This is a genomic window from Mucilaginibacter agri (genome assembly GCF_009928685.1).
Taxonomy (GTDB): Bacteria; Bacteroidota; Bacteroidia; order Sphingobacteriales; family Sphingobacteriaceae; genus Mucilaginibacter; species Mucilaginibacter agri.
On the sequence record NZ_WWEO01000039.1, the window covers coordinates 237561 to 253384 of the forward strand.

Genomic DNA, 15824 nt, shown 5'->3' on the forward strand with positions numbered 1-15824 from the left:
TTGTGTATTATACTTGATACAAAAACCATATTACTATGAAGAAAATAATGAAGCTGGCCTTTTTGATGTCGGCAATTGCTTTGGTGATCTCTGCGTGCTCTGCCAGTAAGAACACTGTAACAGGTACACCAAATGTGTCCAGGGGTAAATTTACCGGCACCTGGACTATAAGTACTGTAACTTACGAAAGCCTGGTTGAAAACGCCGTGCAAACTGTGTTTGACCAAGGCCCTCCGGCAAGTTTTGTGGGTAGTACCTGGAACCTGACTAATAGTGGAAACGGCACTTACACCATGAGCAACGGTACCGCACAAAAAATATTTTGGTCGGTTAATAATGCTACATCAAACGGACAGGCATTTCAGTTTAAGAAAATATATGAAGGCGAGAAGCCTAAAAACGTAGCCGAAGGCTACCAATTGGTTGTAGCCTCTAACGATGGTAATACCATGGTGCTTAAAACCCCAATTGCCATAGGCAGCACAGGTACAGGTTATGTGGTATACACATTTGCCAAAAAGTAAACATCACAATAGTAATAAAAGCAAAAGGCTTCCAATTTTGGAAGCCTTTTGCTTTTATATGTTTTTAAGCTTATTGTGCCGGGGTGAATTTTAAACAAACCGGGTTGCCGATATTAAGCCTTACACCTGTAGGGGTAAGTTTGCCGGTTGTTTTATCAATTTTGTAAACCAATATGAAATCGCTGTTCTGGTTAGCTGCCAGTAAAAAGCTTCCGGTTGGGTCTATCACAAAGTTGCGTGGGCCTTTACCTTGAGTTGATACGCGATCAACAAAAGTTAGCTGGCCATTTTCCTGGTTAATGGCATAAGTTGTAATATCATTAGCTGTGCCCCGGTTGGAGGCATACAAGAAAAGTCCGTCTGGAGATACGTGGATATCCGCAGCGCCTATGTCGCCTGTGAAGCCATCGGGCAGCATCGTGATCGATTGGATCTGTTTGAATTTGCCGCCTTTGTATTCATAGCCATAAACAGCGCCCGCCATTTCGGTTATAAGGTATGCGTATTTATGGTCGGGTGTAAAATCAATATGGCGTGGGCCATTACCGGGCATTACATTAACCACGTTTTCTGGCACAGCAGTTAATGGTTGTTCGGCCGAAGGTTTGTAGCGCATAGTGTTGAATTTATCGGTGCCTAAGTCGCTGTAGTAAACATATTTCTCATCTGGCGATAGTACAGCCGTGTGTACGTGCGGGCCTTCCTGACGGCCTGCATTAGGTCCGTGGCCTTCGTCTTTAATATTTTGTTTAACTGCACCTAACGATCCATCTGCATTTACCGGTAATACGGAAAGGTTGCCACTTGAGTAATTAGCTACAAAAACATTTTTCTGCGCTTTATCAACAGATATGTAACAAGGATCTGCTCCCTGTGATGATTGCTTATTGATAGCTTGCAATACCCCGGTTTTAGCATCGAAACTAAATGAGCTAACGCCGCCGTCTTTGCCGTCTTCGTTTACAGCGTAAACAAATTTGTTATTACTGCTAACGCATAGGTATGATGGATTACTTGTTGCCACCTGGCTCAGATAAGCCAATTTACCGGTTTCGGTATAAAAACGATATACATAAATGCCTTTACCTTCGCCTTTAGTGTAAGTGCCTATAACGAGGTCGTAAGTTTTGGCGAGTGGTTTTTGCTTTTGGGCGTAAGTTAAACCCGATACCAGCAGGAGCGCGATAAACAGTAGTTTTTTCATAATGGTAATCTATTGATTAGTTGCGCAAAATAGCAAAACATTGGTAAATAAAGCACTTGGTATTTGGAGATAATATATATCCGGTAATACTTCTCTACTGCGTCATTGCGAGGTACGAAGCAATCGCGAACTATACAGAGCAGCTCTGCTTTTGGGGATTGCTTCGTACTCCGCAATGACAATCGTATAAACAAAAATGCCCGGCATTTGCCGGGCATTTTAATATGTTAAACCAAATGTTTCAGTTGGATAACCTCTTTTTCATCGAGGAATCTCCAGCGTCCGCGTGGCAGGTCTTTTTTGGTAAGGTTGGCATAAACCGAGCGATCGAGTTTTACAACTTCGTAGCCCAGGTGCTCGAATATACGGCGCACAATACGGTTACGTCCGCTGTGGATCTGAATGCCTACTTCTCTCTTGGTACCTCCGGCAACGTATGATACAGCGTCTGGTTTAATAAAGCCATCTTCCAGTTCAACGCCGAAGCCCAATTTATTTAAATCTCCCTGGGTTAAGCTTTTGTCGAGCTCAACAAGATAAAGTTTCGAAATGTTGTTTTTGGGGTGGGATAGCTTGTCGGCCAAATCGCCGTCGTTGGTCATTAATAATAAACCCGTAGTGTTGCGGTCTAAACGGCCAACCGGATAAATGCGTTCTTTGCTGGCCTTTTCAACCAGGTGCATTACTGTGCGGCGTTCGTGAGGGTCTTCGGTAGTGGTAATGTAGTCTTTGGGTTTGTTCAAGAGCACATAAACCATTTTCTCACGTTTCAGCGTTTCTCCATTGTAGCGGATCACATCTTTAGCCGGGTCAACTTTATGGCCTAGTTCAGATATCACTTCGCCGTTAACAGAAACTACACCAGCCATAATTAACTCATCGGCCTTACGGCGTGAACAGATACCGGCGTTAGAGATATAACGGTTCAATCGCATTAAGCCATCGTCTTTGCTCGCAGGCGCAGCGCTTTGCTTTTTGCTTCTCATGGTCCTAACCGGTTTCTCGGTATCGCCACCAAATTCTGCCGAACGTGATTCACCTCGTTTTTCGTAAGATTTACTATAACCACGGTTGTCTTTATCCCTGAAATCTGGTCTATCTCCAGACGGGCGCTTAGTAAAGCTTTTTTCGCCAAATGCTGGCTTGTCAAAAGATTTGCGGGCTGGACGATCACCAAAAGGCTTATCTCCAAAAGATTTGCGTTGTGGGCGATCTCCGAAAGAAGGCTTGTCAGAACCGCCACGCTCCGGGCGGCCACTATACGGTCTGTCGGATGAACTGCGTTTAGGCCTATCGCCAAAAGGCTTGTCAGAACCACCGCGTTCAGGGCGACCACTGTATGGGCGGTCAGACGAACTGCGTTTTGGTCTGTCGCCAAAAGGTTTGTCGAATGAGCCTTGTGATGATTTGCTATTGTAAGGTCTGTCAGATGAAGTACCGCGAGATGGCCTGTCGCCAAACGGTCTATCTGTATTTCTTGGCGTATATGAACGTTCGCCCGTACCTTCGGATGTTTTAGGTCCGCGGCCTGGTCTTTGATCATTACTATTATTATTGAATTTGGGTGCTGAAGAGCGGGAACTTGAAGAACTGTTCCGGCCTTTATCTCCGCCCCTGGTATTTCTACCTGAAGGTCCTGATGGCTTGTCGTCGCGACTATTGCCTGGTTTTCTAAATACCATATTTTTTTGTTTAACGCTATCTCAGCGGGAGGGTAAAGGTACGATATTATATTAAAACTGAGAAAAAAAATTTAACAAAAAATCGGGGCGTACGATGCTTTAAAGTGCTGTTTTTAAAAGTTATCAACATGTTGATAAACACTAAGGGTTTGCCAAGTGGTTGATATTGTGATTAATATATGTACCTTTGCCAACACATCTAACCTCGAATGTTGAATTAAACTAGATTGAATGATTAAAAAACACTTAGTTACGTGCTCCGTAATATTGGTGTCGGTTGTCATTTTAAAACTGTTTGTCTGCAGTACAACTGAAAGAAAGAGTGCTATGAAAAGTACCCGGTTTGTGGGTTACTTAGCAGCTCGTACGGAAGTAAATGAAGGCTATAATTTTGCCGATGAATCAATGCCTGTTGCCAATAAAAGCGTAAACAGGAAGATCAAAGTATCACTTTGGCGCCACAGCTACAATAGGGTAGGTTCTGTAGTGCTCCATCGCAAGGCCAGCGAAATTTTTCCAATAATTGAACCTATACTTAAGGTATATGGTATCCCCGAAGATTTTAAGTACATTCCGCTTGTAGAATCTGGTTTAAAATCGGGCACATCGCCAAAAGGCGCTGCTGGTTGGTGGCAATTTATGCCGCAAACAGCCCGCGATTATGGGTTGAAAGTTAACAGTTCGAAAGATGAGCGCTTAAATCTGCGCAAATCTACCATCGCCGCGTGTAAATACCTGCGCGATCTGTATGGCGAACTAAATAACAATTGGACACTTGCCGCTGCCGCTTATAACGGTGGTTCGCCGAGGGTTCGTCACGCCATTAATCGCCAAAATAGAGGTAATTACTACCTAATGCACCTTAACCGCGAAACGGCAAGCTATGTTTACAAGCTTATTGCTATGAAAGAGGTTATTAAAAAACCTACCGAATACGGTTATCACAACGTGTATGTATCTTATCCGCAACCTGCAGAATTGTTGGCTGTAAACTAAGAGTAAAATTATTACGGAGCATTTGAAGGTCGCTTTGTCACTTGGGCAAAGCGACCTTTTTTGTGTATATTTGTGCCTCTTTTTCTGCTATTTACAGCAGGTTGAAAAACCAGGTTGCAAAGGCAGTGTTACTTAGTTTCCTGACATAAATTTATGAATCAAAACACGGTAGATCTGGGCGAGCAAAGTGCAGTTGAAGTTTTCGGAGCCCGGGTACATAACCTAAAAAATATAGATGTTTCTTTCCCTCGTAATAAGCTGGTTGTTATAACCGGATTGAGCGGTAGTGGAAAATCATCGCTGGCATTTGATACCATTTATGCCGAAGGGCAGCGCCGTTATATGGAAACATTTTCGGCCTACTCGCGCCAGTTTATGGGTGGCATGGAACGGCCAGATGTGGATAAGGTATCTGGCCTTAGTCCGGTAATTGCCATTGAGCAAAAAACCACTAGTAAAAACCCGCGCTCTACGGTAGGGACTATTACGGAAATCTACGATTTTATGCGCTTGCTTTTTGCGCGCGCCGGCGAAGCTTATTCGTATGTGACGGGCGAAAAGATGGAACGTATGTCTGAAGATCAGATCTACAATACTATTCTTAACAAATTCGACGGGCAGCCTGTTAATATATTAGCGCCGGTAGTAAAAGGCCGCAAGGGGCATTACCGCGAATTGTTTGAACAAATCCGTAAGCAAGGTTTCTTAAAAGTTTGGGTTGACGGCGCCATTGTAGATGTTGAACCCAAAATGCAAGTAGATCGCTACAAGATCCACGATATTGATATTGTGGTAGACCGTTTGGTGGTTACCGAAAAAGACAGCAAACGCTTATACACTTCTATACAATCGGCGCTTAAAACAGCAAAGGGTATTATTCGTGTAAGCGATAAGGATGGTAATGTATCATACTTCAGTAAGTTTCTGATGGACCCGGTTTCGGGTATCTCTTACGACGAGCCTCAGCCAAATACATTTTCTTTTAACTCGCCTTATGGTGCGTGTGAGAAATGCGATGGTTTGGGCTACATTTTCGAAGTTGATGAACATTCGGTTATCCCAAATCCTAAGTTGAGCATTATCAACGGCGGTTTAGCCCCAATAGGAGAGTACCGTGATACCTGGATCTTCCAGGTGTTAAAGGCCTTGGGTAAGAAATACGATTTCTCCCTGTCTGTGCCAATTGAGAAGATTCCGCGCGAGAAACTTGACATTATCCTCAATGGTTCACACGAGATCATCACGGTTGCGGTTGAATACAATAAATGGAACGTACAAAACTATCAGGTTACGTTTGATGGTATTATCCGCATGCTCGAAGAGCAGCAGGAAAAGCGCAGCGAAGAGATCTCTGATGATATGGAGGCTTACCGTGTGCTTAAAACCTGCCCGGTTTGCGAAGGTGCCCGTTTAAAGAAAGAGTCGCTGAATTTTAAAGTCGACAACAAGAATATCTTCGAGTTGGCTACCATGGATATCACCACCCTGCAACAATGGTTTGAAGGGTTGGAAGATCGTTTCAGCGATCGTCAGAATATCATCGGTAAGGAGATCCTAAAAGAAATTCGTGCACGTATCGGCTTTTTGCTTGATGTTGGTTTAAGCTATTTGACGCTTGATCGTACGGCGCGTACCCTCTCTGGTGGTGAGGCGCAACGTATCCGTTTGGCTACACAGATTGGATCGCAGTTAATGAATGTGATGTACATTCTGGATGAGCCAAGTATCGGTTTGCATCAACGCGATAACGATCGCTTAATAAACGCGCTGAAAAACCTGCGCGACTTAGGTAACACGGTTTTAGTTGTTGAGCACGATAAAGACATGATACTCGAGGCCGACTATGTGATTGACATGGGGCCGTCGGCAGGTGTACACGGCGGTGAAATTGTTGCCGAAGGCACCCCGGCAGAGTTAATGGCCAAGCATACCCTTACTACGCAGTATTTGAACGGCGAGCGCGAAATTGCCATCCCTAAAAAGCGTCGCGAAGGTAATGGCAAAACCCTGGCATTAAAAAATGCTACCGGACATAACCTTAAAAATGTATCGGTTACTTTTCCCCTGGGTAAGCTGATTGGCATAACCGGAGTGTCGGGTAGCGGTAAATCGAGTTTAATTACCGAGACCTTATATCCGGTATTGAACCACCATTTCTTTAGGGCTAAAAAGCATCCACTTCCGTATAAGAAAATTGAAGGGTTAGAGCATATCGACAAGGTGATCGAGATTGATCAAACACCAATTGGTCGTACACCACGTTCAAATCCGGCTACGTATACTGGTGTGTTCTCAGATATACGCAATCTGTACGTTGCGCTGCCAGAATCAAAGATCCGTGGGTATAAACCAGGTCGTTTTTCCTTCAATGTAAAGGGTGGCCGTTGCGAAACCTGTCAGGGCGCAGGTATGAAGCTGATAGAGATGAACTTTTTGCCAGATGTACATGTGCCTTGCGAAGAGTGCGGCGGCAAACGTTACAACCGTGAAACCCTGGAAGTACGTTACCGCGGCAAATCCATCAGCGATGTGCTGGATATGAGTATTGAGGACGCTACAGTATTTTTTGAGCATATCCCATCTATCTACCGTAAGGTTAGGACTTTGAATGATGTTGGCTTAGGTTATATTACGCTTGGACAATCGTCACTAACACTATCTGGCGGTGAAGCACAGCGCGTAAAATTGGCTACCGAGCTTTCGAAAAAGGATACCGGCAACACATTTTATATTTTAGATGAACCTACCACCGGTCTGCACTTTGAAGATATTAACGTGCTCTTGGGCGTATTAAACCAATTGGTAGATAAAGGTAACACGGTACTAGTTATCGAGCACAACCTCGACGTAATTAAAGTGGTTGACCACGTCATCGACCTTGGCCCCGAAGGTGGCTCAGGCGGTGGTACTATTTTATTCTCGGGCACACCAGAAGGTTTGTGCAAGGTAAAAGAGAGTTTTACAGGTAAGTTTTTGGCTAAGGAGATGAAGTTGTAAGAAGAGAATCAAGAATCGAGAGTCAAGAATCAAGAATTACAGTAAAAGGCCGTCGCATACGATGGCCTTTTTTATGTTAACTGTCGTCGCAAGGAATCGGGCAATCTTGTATATATCCTATTTGCGTAGATACGTGTTTGTTTCGTCAATCCTCTTAACAATTTATCAGATTTTTATCGAGAGTGATGGCCTAGACGCAAAAGCGTGGCCGTGTTGTAGCCCTGTGTGATGGAGCTTTTTTGCGTCTTGATTTTTTGCTTACTTTTGGATCAAGCCAAAAGTAACTAGGCCTCCGAGGCTATGAGCGGACTACCGATAATAAACCAATACTGATAAAATAACTGCACTGTAGCAACAATTGCTTAATAGTCATCACCCACCCGTCAACAAATCTTCCATCATCTTAAACAAAAACCATAATTGTTACTTTTAAACAATTATGCAGCCATTACTTACCGCCCGACAAATTCACGAAGGAGATAGTTATACCATTGCCCACGAACCAATATCATCGGTTGATTTGATGGAACGTGCGGCTAAAGCTTTTGTTAAGGCATTTACAGAGCATTACAGCAACACAGCTCAGTCTGTTATTATTTATTGCGGCACTGGCAATAATGGGGGCGATGGATTAGCTATAGCAAGAATCCTAAACGAGCAGGAAGGGTATCACAAGGTAAGCGTTAAAATTGCCCGATTTTCTGAAAAAGCATCGGATGATTTTAATGTCAATCTTCAACGGCTGCGGCATACAGAAGTCCCGGTAAGTGAGTTTAAAACTGCTGACGAACTGGGTTTAGAATCAGCGGAAATTATCATTGATGCTTTGTTAGGTAATGGACTGAACAAGCCATTGGAAGGTGAGTACCAAAAACTGGTGCATCAGATTAACGAATGGAAAAAAACAGTAGTTGCCGTTGATGTACCAACGGGTTTTGCCGGAGAGGGGGAGATAGACTCTGAGGCGACTATGATTAAGGCAGAACTCACGATTACATTTCAGCAACCCAAAATCAACTTTTTGCTTCCGGAATCTAAATATGCACTTAAAAATTGGCTGGCTGTAGATATTGGTATAGATGGTGAGTTTACTCAACAACTTAATTCTCCTTATCAGTATGTAGAAGAGTCGGACATAATATACATGCTAAAACCACGCGAACGGTTCAGTAACAAGGGAACTTACGGTCACGCGTTAATAGTAGCCGGACAGGCTAAAACGATGGGTGCTGCCTTGCTTTGCGCGTCGGCGTGTGTACAAACTGGGGCTGGTTTAACTACTGCCTGCATCCCACAGGCCGGCTTAACGGCACTTAATTGCTATATGCCCGAAATTATGGCCATTGTTCGCGAAGGTAACGGAACGCCCGAAATAGATTGGTCTAAATTCAGCACGATGGGCATTGGCCCGGGTTTGGGCAAAGACGATAGTTCTTTGGCCTTGTTAACGGCTATACTAACTAATTATACCAAACCGGTTGTAGTAGATGCTGACGCATTAAATATACTGGCCGAACACAGGCCATTATGGGCATGTGTGCCCAAAGGGAGCATATTAACACCACACATGAAGGAGTTCGATCGTTTATTTGGCGAACATAAAAACTGGTGGCAGCGCACGCAAACTGCTTTACAGAAAGTTCAGGAGTTACAAATATGCATTATACTTAAAAATGATTATACCATTATTGCCACGCCGGAAGGCAAGCTTTATTTTAACTCAACAAGTAATGCGGCTATGGCAACGGGTGGAATGGGCGATGTGCTTACAGGAATTATCACAGCGCTGCTGGCACAGAAATACACACCTGCTGAGGCTTGCATTGCAGGTGTGTATCTACACGGAATGGCTGGTGATGATTTAGCTTTGCCTAATAAATTAATGGTGGTTTTGCCCGAAAAGGTGACGGCGCAGTTGCCTGCGAGTATGGGAGCGCTGATGGCGAAAAAAATAAGCGGTTTTTAGTATTGGAAAACCGCTTGTTCTAACTAACTGACCATAAAGAACAAATACTGGATATAAGATGTTGCTAACTACCTAAAAGTTACAACAATATTAAAAAATATTAACTCTGTATATTTAGTAGTATTTGCTTTATTGTTAGTAATGTGCTGCTAAACAGTTTAATGTGCAGGTTAATATATCTTTTTATAGAACAACATTCTTGCTTGCTGTAAATAAGGCAAATTAAGTTTTTGCATTTTTTCTTAAAAAATCTTCTCCGATAACAATAAATTAATCAAAAAAGGCCCGAAGTGATTTACTCCGGACCTTTCCTTTATGTTGTTTTTTATATTTTATTCTGTTTTACCAACCAACATCAGGTTGTCCATTGTTGGGGTTGGTTGTCCGCCGCGAGGTTCCAGTGTTACTGCAAACGCTTGTGCACGGTCTATAGATTTCATCTGGATCATTCCTGTGCTATCGTTAGTTGCGTTAAACACACCCAGATCAATCGGCTTGCCATCAACCAATGCCCACAGTTGGTATGAGTGCTGATCATCGTTAGCAGGAAGCTTCATACGGCTTAGATCAATCATCACTTGCTGCTTACTTGGGCTCCAGGCAACAGCCAGTGCCGACTTAGGCGACTTAGGTGTACCATCCAGTTTAATGATCTTAAATGATGGATCGCGGAATATATGTAACTGATGATCCATCAGGTTAACACGGTTGCTAAACTTCTGGGTTTGCAATTCCATGGTAACCAATTGCGAATTTACATTCTCCAGTTTATTATAAATAGCAAACAAAGTGGCAACGCTTAATATCAACAACGCCAGGCAAGCTGCAAAAGCATATTTATAAAAATTAATGCTTTTTTGCTGTGCCAATTCAATCACTTTTGCCTCTTGTTTTTCAGTGGCATGTGTTGTTCGTGGTTTAAAAGTGCGATCATCACCCAGGTTGGTTACTAAGGAGTTGAGCACCTTGTCGCGCAAATTGTCAGAAGGTTCTATCGCATTAAACACCGCATATAACTCCATCGACTTTTCTATCGCATCAAGCTCAGCCTTAATAGCCGGATGCTGTAAAGCCATCTCTTCCACCTGGTGCTTTTCGCTTGGGTTTACTTCACCCAAAACGTATAGCTCAAGTATCCCTGATTCCATATATGCTTTTACGTCTTCCAATTTAATTAAAACTTTTTCTTAACTGCTGAATAGCCATTCTTAACCTTGTTTTAATAGTACCCAAAGGCACGCCGAGTTCGTCGGCAGCTTCCACATGGGTGTAGCCTTTAAAATAAACCAGGTCCAGTATAGACTTTTGTTCAGGTTTTAGCTTTTCAACTAAATCCTTGATACCAAGCAACTCGGGCTTATAAACCGTGTTTTTTTGCTCGTCTATAAAAGTTACGTTATTTTCCAGTTCCTGGTTTTTGCTTTGGTTTTTAAAGTCTTTGGAGCGGATTTTATCAATAGAAAGATTACGGGCAATATTAACCATCCAAGTGAATAGACGGCCTTTTTCTGCGCTGTAGCTCGAAAATGATTGCCAGATTTTGACAAAACTTTCCTGCAAAACATCTTCTGCAACAGCAGTGTCAATTACAATTCTTACAATCACACCATACAGTGAGGATGAGTACATATCGTACAAAGCTTCGGCGGCAAATTTCTCCCGCTGTCGCAATGCAAGTATGAGTTCCTCTTCTGTGAGTGATATTTTAGTTCTACGGCTCAATGATGTGAATGTAGAAAGGATTTATCACATTTCAAACAAATGTTTTTCAGCATGGTATGATGAACGTACCAGGGGGCCACTTTCTACATATTTAAAACCCATTTCCTCACCAATTTGTTTGTACCGTTTAAATTGATCTGGATGTATCCAGTCTATCACCGGGTGATGGGTGCGGGTTGGCTGTAAATATTGTCCTAGTGTAAGTATGTGAACGCCAGCTTGTAACAGGTCGCCCATTGCTTCTACTACATCTTCTTCCGTTTCGCCCAAGCCAAGCATAATGCCCGATTTGGTGCGTAAACCTGCGGCAGAGATATGGCTAAGGCACTCTAAACTACGGTCGTATTTAGCTTGTATACGTACTTCGCGGGTTAGGCGGCGTACGGTCTCCAGATTGTGCGATACCACTTCCGGCCTCACATCGGTAACGCGTTTAAGATTATCCCAGTTGCCTTTAAAATCGGGAAGTAAAGTTTCTAAGGTAGTATCAGGGCTTTCGCGGCGGATGGCGTTAATCGTTTCCGCCCAGATAATAGAACCACCATCTTTCAGGTCGTCGCGGTCAACTGAGGTTATTACACAATGTTTAACCTGCATTAATTTAACCGAATTGGCCACGCGGTTAGGTTCGTCCGTATCAACAGCCAAAGGCCTGCCGGTTGCAACAGCACAAAAAGAGCATGAGCGGGTACAGATATTACCCAATATCATAAACGTGGCAGTACCAGCACCCCAGCACTCGCCCATATTAGGGCAATTACCGCTTTCGCAAATGGTATGCAGTTTATGTGTATCAACCAAACTGCGCACATGTGCATATTCTTTTCCAACTGGCAGCTTAACTCTAAGCCAATCTGGCTTACGTTGAACCTGGTTTGCCGGTATTACGGGTAAATCAATCATTACACAAATGTAAATAAAAAAGAATAGTGCCCAACCTTCGCGGGTGAGCTCCGTATTAAAATCTTACAGGTGGATGATACACATCAAACACCGCGGTTATAAAGAAATAAAATATGTTTCCCCTCGGGGCTTTATTGTACCATTAACAACGCTTCCTCAACCGAGATGCCGCCGTGCGACTGGTCGAGTATGCATTCACCTTCTTTGATCAACAATAGTTGAGGCGATTCGTGGTGTACATGGAAATCTTCGGCTACCTGTGCAGAGATAGGGCGAAATTTAATTAGATCTAAAAAATAAAGAGGAATACTGTCGGGCATTTGGTCCCAGTCCATTTCGAACCTTCTGCGGGCCATCATGCTGATAGAACAGCGGGTGCTGTGCTTAAAAATTATACTATATCCTTCGTTCTGCTTAATCTCACTTAACTGCTCTGCAGACTCCAACGGTATCCATTTCATAAAAAGTACGCTGTTAACTATTTATACAAAAGTAAGCCTTAAAACCCCAAAAATGTTTTAACGAATGTAATAGGATGGTAAAAAGGATTAAGAGGAAAAGAGCCAGAAATCAAGAACCGGAAATCAAAATTGAAGTCGATAAAATGATTTTCGGCAACCGCTGCAGAGTATTAGCGTTTTGCGTGATAAGAGCCGTAGGCTGGGCACAATTTGTTTGAACACGATGTAAATACGCAACCAAGCGCAACCGTAACCAATGCTAAATAAATTAACTTTTTCATTTTATAAATCTGTATTGGGATTTAATCTTATAGTTTAAAAGTATTTGCTAAATCAGCCATTTTAATGGCTGTAATTGCGGCTTCGTCGCCCTTATTGCCGTGCTTGCCGCCAGAGCGGTCTTCAGCTTGCTGTTGGTTATCAGTAGTAAGTACGCCGAAAATTACCGGCTTGTTATATTTTAAACCAACATTGCTTAAACCATTGGCTACAGCATTGCAAATAAAGTCAAAGTGCCTTGTTTCGCCCTGAATTACACATCCGAGGCAAATCACTGCATCTAAGTTAACAATATTTTTCAACAAAATATCTGCCCCAGAAATTAATTCGAAGCTACCTGGTACCGCATAAGTGTGGATATGATCGGGCTCAGCACCGTGATTAATAAGGCTTTGGTAGGCACCCTCATAAAGGGCATTGGTTATGGCCGCGTTCCACTCAGCTGTAACTATACCAAAGCGGTAAGGTGCAGCCGAGGGAACGGTGGTCTCAGAAAAATCTGATAAGTTTTTTAACTGTGTAGCCATTATAATTTTGCTTCAGCGCGGGCAATATATTCATCTATATTTTGGCCTTCGCTGCTATCGCTGTAATCTGTTTTGATCTTTTTGTACGTATCAACAGCAGATTTGTTATCTTTTTGTGCTTCGTACACTAAACCAAGTTTCTTTAAGTAAAGCGGGGTTAAGAATTTATTGTTGGCTTTATCAGCAGCTTTTTTGAAAAAGCCTGCAGCTTTGTCTAAATCTTTTAACTCAACATAAGCATCGCCGGTACCGCCTAAAGCTTCTGCAGCAACCATGCTGTCATCACCACGGTAGTTGGTAAGGTTATCGATAGCTTTGCGGTATTCGCCTTTGTTTAAGTAAGCAATACCCAGGTAGTAGTAAGCTAAGTTAGCTGCTTTGGTGTTGCTATAATCGGCAATAATTTTTTCGAAGCCAGGGTAGCTGCCATCGCCTTTGATTGCTTTATCCCAGTCTTTTTTACCCCAATTATCTTGCGCAACGTGCATTTGATCAGCCGCTTGCGTTTCGCGTGGAGCCAGGTATACTTTCTGATAAACAAAGTAAATAACAACCAATGCAAGAATGGCTGCAATAATAAATGTTAGGCTTTTTTGATTCTCGCGCACAAAATTTCCGGTGTGCCCAGCATCTTTTGTTTGGTTCTCTACTTTAGTATTCACCTGAGTGTTTGACATTTTTATTTTAAAATTAGGAGTGCAAAAATACGGTTTTCCTAATTCTATACAATAGCTTTTAAACTAAATAGTTATAGTTAAATTATTTATAACGAAGGAAACTGCTATAATGTTAGCCTAATGGCCCAAAATCAAATGGTTTATCCACGTTGATCCATATTCAAGTTGTACAAATTAGCGGGTGCATAGTGGCAGCATCATAAAGCATGTCGTCAACATTAATATCAGTTTTTCTTTTAAATCAGCCCGTAGTTTAAAACCCTGCAGCTAATTGCTAACTTTGAAACCTTATTATGTACTTGCAGCAATTATCTGTTATCAACTTTAAAAACTATGCCGAAGCCAGGCTCGATCTGAGCCCCGGCGTTAATGCTTTTACAGGTAATAACGGTGCGGGTAAAACTAACTTGCTCGATGCTATTCACTACCTGTCACTCTGTAAAAGTTATTTTAACCCGATAGATAGTCAGCAGATTAAGCAGGGTAGCGATTTTTTTATCGTTAGCGGATCCTTTATCAAAAATGACCAGACCGAAACAGTTGCATGTTCAGTAAAAAAGAACCAGAAAAAGCAGTTTAAGCGTAATAAGAAAGATTATCAGCGTCTGGCCGATCACATTGGGTTGTTTCCGTTAGTTATGGTTTCGCCTTATGATGTAAGTATTATTATAGAAGGAAGCGAAGAGCGCCGTCGTTTTGTAGATAATGTAATATCGCAAACCGACAACCAATATCTCGATGAGCTGATTGCTTATAATAAACTATTGGTAAATCGTAATGCAGTGCTTAAGCGCATGAACGAGAGCGGCCGCTTTGACATCAGTCTGCTTGAAGTTTATGACGAACAGTTGGTGCCCCTAGGCACACGGATATTTGAAAAACGTAAAGCTTTTATGGATGTGTTTACACCCATATTTAACGAGCATTACCATTTTATTACAGACAGTGCGGAGGATGTAGAACTGATTTACGAGTCGCAGTTGTTACAAGAAAGTCTGGCTGATTTGTTATTGAAATATGCTGATCGCGACAGGGTATTGCAACGCACATCGGCCGGTATACACCGCGATGATCTTTTGTTTAGCATTCACGGCATGCCAATGAAGAAGTTCGGTTCGCAGGGGCAACAAAAATCTTTTCTGATAGCGTTAAAATTAGCGCAGTATACCTTTTTATATCAACAAAAAGGATTTAAACCTTTGCTGCTGCTCGACGATATATTTGATAAGCTAGACGAGCTGCGCGTTACCAAGCTAATGCAAATGGTATCTGACCATAACTTTGGGCAGGTATTTATAACCGACACCAGCGAACAGAGGGTGGCTGCTGTGCTTAACGGCATCAACGAAAATTATAAGTTATTTAAAGTTTCTGGAGGGGAAGCAAATGCGGAAGACTAACGACAAAACGCTGAAAGATGCCATTGAGCAAATGATGCAGGTGTACAAGATCAAACGAAAATTTGATGAAACCGGTATAACCGCAGCATGGCCAGGTTTGGTAGGCAAATCTGTAGCCAATCGTACCAAAGAGCTTTTTATACGCGACCGAAAGTTATTTCTACGACTAGAGTCCTCGGTGATTAAAAACGAGTTAATGCTGGTACGCTCCCAAATTATCGAAAAAATAAATGAGCAGTCGGGCTCAGATCTTGTAGAAGATATTATCTTCCTTTAGATATCCGGAAACGATGGTATAAATCGTCGCGGATTAAACAGTAAGCGATAAGCAAAAGACCCGGTACCCAAAATGCAAGTTGAACTTCGGGGTGATTAGCAAAAAGGTCAATGCCTCCTAAAATGATCAAGGGGATTGAAACAATATAGATCACGTATCTCAGTAACAATTTTAAATTGCTCATGACGGGTATTATTTGGAGTTTATTA

General features: G+C 42.5%; 15 protein-coding genes. 6 read left to right on the forward strand and 9 right to left on the reverse strand.

Annotated elements, in window-relative coordinates:
* Window positions 1-35: 35 nt before the first annotated feature.
* A complete protein-coding gene (locus GSY63_RS05405) occupies window positions 36-524 on the forward strand; it encodes a hypothetical protein (RefSeq protein ID WP_243749157.1) in 489 nt (162 codons plus the stop codon).
* A 70-nt stretch (window positions 525-594) separates the two neighbouring features.
* Here the strand turns inward: GSY63_RS05405 and GSY63_RS05410 are convergent, their stop codons facing one another.
* Together GSY63_RS05410 and GSY63_RS05415 are read right to left on the reverse strand one after the other, a co-directional pair.
* Window positions 595-1728, reverse strand: coding sequence for a lactonase family protein (locus tag GSY63_RS05410; RefSeq protein WP_166584802.1), 1134 nt, complete (start codon window positions 1726-1728; stop codon window positions 595-597).
* Between the two features lie 227 nt (window positions 1729-1955).
* Window positions 1956-3410 (reverse strand): pseudouridine synthase, encoded by a 1455-nt coding sequence (locus GSY63_RS05415; protein ID WP_166584803.1) that lies wholly within the window; start codon window positions 3408-3410, stop codon window positions 1956-1958.
* 327 nt (window positions 3411-3737) lie between these two features.
* Here GSY63_RS05415 and GSY63_RS05420 point away from each other — a divergent pair, with 327 nt between their 5' ends.
* From GSY63_RS05420 to GSY63_RS05430, 3 genes are all read left to right on the forward strand, one after another.
* A complete protein-coding gene (locus GSY63_RS05420) occupies window positions 3738-4406 on the forward strand; it encodes a lytic transglycosylase domain-containing protein (RefSeq protein ID WP_243749158.1) in 669 nt (222 codons plus the stop codon).
* A gap of 153 nt (window positions 4407-4559) precedes the next feature.
* Window positions 4560-7403, forward strand: coding sequence for an excinuclease ABC subunit UvrA (uvrA, locus tag GSY63_RS05425; protein ID WP_166584805.1), 2844 nt, complete (start codon window positions 4560-4562; stop codon window positions 7401-7403).
* Window positions 7404-7842: 439 nt separating this feature from the next.
* Entirely contained in the window at window positions 7843-9369 is a 1527-nt protein-coding gene (locus GSY63_RS05430; RefSeq protein ID WP_166584806.1) for an NAD(P)H-hydrate dehydratase, read from the forward strand.
* A gap of 332 nt (window positions 9370-9701) precedes the next feature.
* On the opposite strand, the gene GSY63_RS05435 is transcribed toward GSY63_RS05430, so the two are convergent.
* The 6 genes from GSY63_RS05435 to GSY63_RS05460 form a co-directional block, all read right to left on the reverse strand.
* On the reverse strand, window positions 9702-10517 hold the full coding sequence (locus GSY63_RS05435) for an anti-sigma factor (protein ID WP_166584807.1): 816 nt from the start codon (window positions 10515-10517) through the stop codon (window positions 9702-9704).
* A gap of 22 nt (window positions 10518-10539) precedes the next feature.
* Window positions 10540-11091 carry an RNA polymerase sigma factor gene (locus GSY63_RS05440; protein WP_166584808.1) on the reverse strand — a complete coding sequence of 184 codons (552 nt, stop codon included), beginning with the start codon at window positions 11089-11091 and terminating at the stop codon, window positions 10540-10542.
* Between the two features lie 24 nt (window positions 11092-11115).
* The gene (gene lipA / locus GSY63_RS05445; protein ID WP_166584809.1) at window positions 11116-11994 is read right to left on the reverse strand and encodes a lipoyl synthase; all 879 of its coding nucleotides are present in this window, start codon (window positions 11992-11994) and stop codon (window positions 11116-11118) included.
* A gap of 131 nt (window positions 11995-12125) precedes the next feature.
* Window positions 12126-12455, reverse strand: a complete 330-nt coding sequence (gene ytxJ, locus GSY63_RS05450) for a bacillithiol system redox-active protein YtxJ (protein WP_166584810.1) — start codon at window positions 12453-12455, stop codon at window positions 12126-12128.
* Window positions 12456-12763: 308 nt separating this feature from the next.
* Window positions 12764-13261, reverse strand: a complete 498-nt coding sequence (gene ribH / locus GSY63_RS05455; RefSeq protein ID WP_166584811.1) for a 6,7-dimethyl-8-ribityllumazine synthase — start codon at window positions 13259-13261, stop codon at window positions 12764-12766.
* On the reverse strand, window positions 13261-13938 hold the full coding sequence (locus GSY63_RS05460) for a tetratricopeptide repeat protein (RefSeq protein WP_166584812.1): 678 nt from the start codon (window positions 13936-13938) through the stop codon (window positions 13261-13263). Before GSY63_RS05460 ends, ribH begins: the two co-directional genes overlap by 1 nt.
* Window positions 13939-14231: 293 nt before the next feature.
* On the opposite strand from GSY63_RS05460, the gene recF reads away from it, so the two are divergent.
* Both recF and GSY63_RS05470 read left to right on the forward strand, forming a co-directional pair.
* A complete protein-coding gene (recF, locus tag GSY63_RS05465; RefSeq protein WP_166584813.1) occupies window positions 14232-15338 on the forward strand; it encodes a DNA replication/repair protein RecF in 1107 nt (368 codons plus the stop codon).
* Window positions 15325-15615: a DUF721 domain-containing protein gene (locus tag GSY63_RS05470; RefSeq protein ID WP_166584814.1), complete on the forward strand. Its 291-nt coding sequence runs from the start codon at window positions 15325-15327 to the stop codon at window positions 15613-15615. Before recF ends, GSY63_RS05470 begins: the two co-directional genes overlap by 14 nt.
* Here GSY63_RS05470 and GSY63_RS05475 read toward each other — a convergent pair.
* The gene (locus tag GSY63_RS05475; RefSeq protein WP_166584815.1) at window positions 15602-15799 is read right to left on the reverse strand and encodes a hypothetical protein; all 198 of its coding nucleotides are present in this window, start codon (window positions 15797-15799) and stop codon (window positions 15602-15604) included. The two genes, GSY63_RS05470 and GSY63_RS05475, sit on opposite strands and share 14 nt — an antisense overlap.
* Window positions 15800-15824: the final 25 nt, after the last annotated feature.

Excerpts from the sequence above, each read along its gene's own strand:
- GSY63_RS05475 (WP_166584815.1), bottom strand. The coding sequence starts at position 15,799 with ATGAGCAATTTAAAATTGTTACTGAGATACGTGATCTATATTGTTTCA.
- GSY63_RS05405 (WP_243749157.1), top strand. The coding sequence starts at position 36 with ATGAAGAAAATAATGAAGCTGGCCTTTTTGATGTCGGCAATTGCTTTG.
- recF (WP_166584813.1), top strand. The coding sequence starts at position 14,232 with ATGTACTTGCAGCAATTATCTGTTATCAACTTTAAAAACTATGCCGAA.
- GSY63_RS05415 (WP_166584803.1), bottom strand. The coding sequence starts at position 3,410 with ATGGTATTTAGAAAACCAGGCAATAGTCGCGACGACAAGCCATCAGGA.
- ytxJ (WP_166584810.1), bottom strand. The coding sequence starts at position 12,455 with ATGAAATGGATACCGTTGGAGTCTGCAGAGCAGTTAAGTGAGATTAAG.
- GSY63_RS05410 (WP_166584802.1), bottom strand. The coding sequence starts at position 1,728 with ATGAAAAAACTACTGTTTATCGCGCTCCTGCTGGTATCGGGTTTAACT.
- GSY63_RS05470 (WP_166584814.1), top strand. The coding sequence starts at position 15,325 with ATGCGGAAGACTAACGACAAAACGCTGAAAGATGCCATTGAGCAAATG.
- GSY63_RS05420 (WP_243749158.1), top strand. The coding sequence starts at position 3,738 with ATGAAAAGTACCCGGTTTGTGGGTTACTTAGCAGCTCGTACGGAAGTA.
- GSY63_RS05460 (WP_166584812.1), bottom strand. The coding sequence starts at position 13,938 with ATGTCAAACACTCAGGTGAATACTAAAGTAGAGAACCAAACAAAAGAT.
- lipA (WP_166584809.1), bottom strand. The coding sequence starts at position 11,994 with ATGATTGATTTACCCGTAATACCGGCAAACCAGGTTCAACGTAAGCCA.
- GSY63_RS05430 (WP_166584806.1), top strand. The coding sequence starts at position 7,843 with ATGCAGCCATTACTTACCGCCCGACAAATTCACGAAGGAGATAGTTAT.
- ribH (WP_166584811.1), bottom strand. The coding sequence starts at position 13,261 with ATGGCTACACAGTTAAAAAACTTATCAGATTTTTCTGAGACCACCGTT.
- GSY63_RS05435 (WP_166584807.1), bottom strand. The coding sequence starts at position 10,517 with ATGGAATCAGGGATACTTGAGCTATACGTTTTGGGTGAAGTAAACCCA.
- uvrA (WP_166584805.1), top strand. The coding sequence starts at position 4,560 with ATGAATCAAAACACGGTAGATCTGGGCGAGCAAAGTGCAGTTGAAGTT.